Origin of the sequence: Maribacter thermophilus (genome assembly GCF_001020565.1) — a bacterium.
Lineage (GTDB): Bacteria > Bacteroidota > Bacteroidia > Flavobacteriales > Flavobacteriaceae > Maribacter > Maribacter thermophilus.
In genome coordinates this window covers 1-1,476 of record NZ_LDAS01000002.1, presented here as the reverse complement: position 1 = coordinate 1,476, position 1,476 = coordinate 1, and the positions used below count along the sequence as shown (strand labels likewise).

1 protein-coding gene is annotated in these 1,476 nt (G+C 36.0%); it reads right to left on the bottom strand.

Going from position 1 to position 1,476, the window contains the following annotated elements; all coding sequences use genetic code 11:
* Nucleotides 1-42: 42 nt before the first annotated feature.
* Complete coding sequence (locus AB657_RS17550; protein WP_047248075.1) at nt 43-1,116, bottom strand: IS110 family RNA-guided transposase; 1,074 nt, start codon at nt 1,114-1,116, stop codon at nt 43-45.
* Nucleotides 1,117-1,476 lie beyond the last annotated feature (360 nt).

Sequence of the window (1,476 nt, the reverse complement as noted above, 5' to 3'; positions counted from 1 at the left end):
CTTAGGTACTGTGTCAAAAAACAAATTTTTTCTTTAATAATTTTAGGAAACAGGTTGATTTATCAAGTTGTTATCCTGTGCAGCAAAGGCTTCATGCTTTTGCTGCTTTTTTATTTCAAATTCAGCGTCATAATTTTCTTCATTCTTCCATAAGGTGTACATCAATATCAAAAGCTTTCTTTGCACCGCTACCAGCGCCACTAACGGCTTTGCTTTGTTCGGCTTAAGTCTATCATAAAACTGTTTTAAAGTTGGGTTACAACGCACACAAGTCATTGATGGCATATGTAATGCTGCACGAATATGACTGTTTCCTTTTTTGCTGATTCTTGTTTTTCCTTTAAAATTACCGGATTCACGCAATACAACATCATAACCTGCATAGCTCGTCAGTTGTTTTGCATTCACTATCGATTCAAAACCTAAGGTCTCTCCAATAACTGTAGCTGCAGAAATATAGGAAATTCCAGGAATGCTTACCATAAAACCTATCTTCCTTTTCAATACATCATTTTTAGAGGTAAGTTCTTGCATTTCTTGTTCTATAAGTTCTATCTGACTGTTGAACAGTTTCAGTCTATTCTTATGCCTTTTCAAGGCTTTAGAATTGCTATAAACACTCGATTCAATAGCTCCTTGGCGGTTATTCTCTATCGTTCTATCCTTTAACAAAGAACTTCGCTCTCTGCTCAATGCTTTTAATTGTTCTAGTTCTTTACTGGGTGGTTGCCAAAGGCGAATGGACCTCTCAAGACCAAGCATGCTTAGCATTTTACTGTCTAAGGCATCAGTCTTTGATCGTTGGTCCAAACTCTGGGCATAACGCTTTACACGACCTGACTGCATTACACTAACAGCGTAACCCTGTTTATGTAAATAATGGGCAATACCCTGATGGTAAACCCCTGTAGCTTCCATGACCACCAACAACTCAACATTACTATCAACCGATTTGCCTAACCATTGTAAAAGCGCTTTGTAACCAGAAACATCATTAGAAACATCTGGATGAGACTTAAAATCCTTAACTAGCCCTTCACTTAGAAAACCTAATGACAATGATAAATTCAACTTAGAAACATCAATACCTAAACTTTGTTTTAAACACTTTTCCATATCCTACTTTTTTAAAGCTAGAATTCTCTTTAGCATCTTTGCTCGCATTTGATTCGATCTCTACACTTTTAGGATCTAGGTACTGTTCAGATTCTAAGAAAATTATAGAAGGGCGGAAAACCTATGAAACGATATCATCTAAATGTATCTAGCCGAGACCTCGCTGTCCCTTCTACTTTTAGCTATTGTTTAATATCCAAGCTAATACTTTTATAAAAGTATTAGATTAAGAAGAGTAGTATATCCATGCAACGATTTCAATCTAATTGTATCTAGCCCAACCACTTAATCACTCTCCTTTGTTTATATAAATTATAGTATATTCAAACTAAGAACCAAACATACGAGCCGAACCGTTAG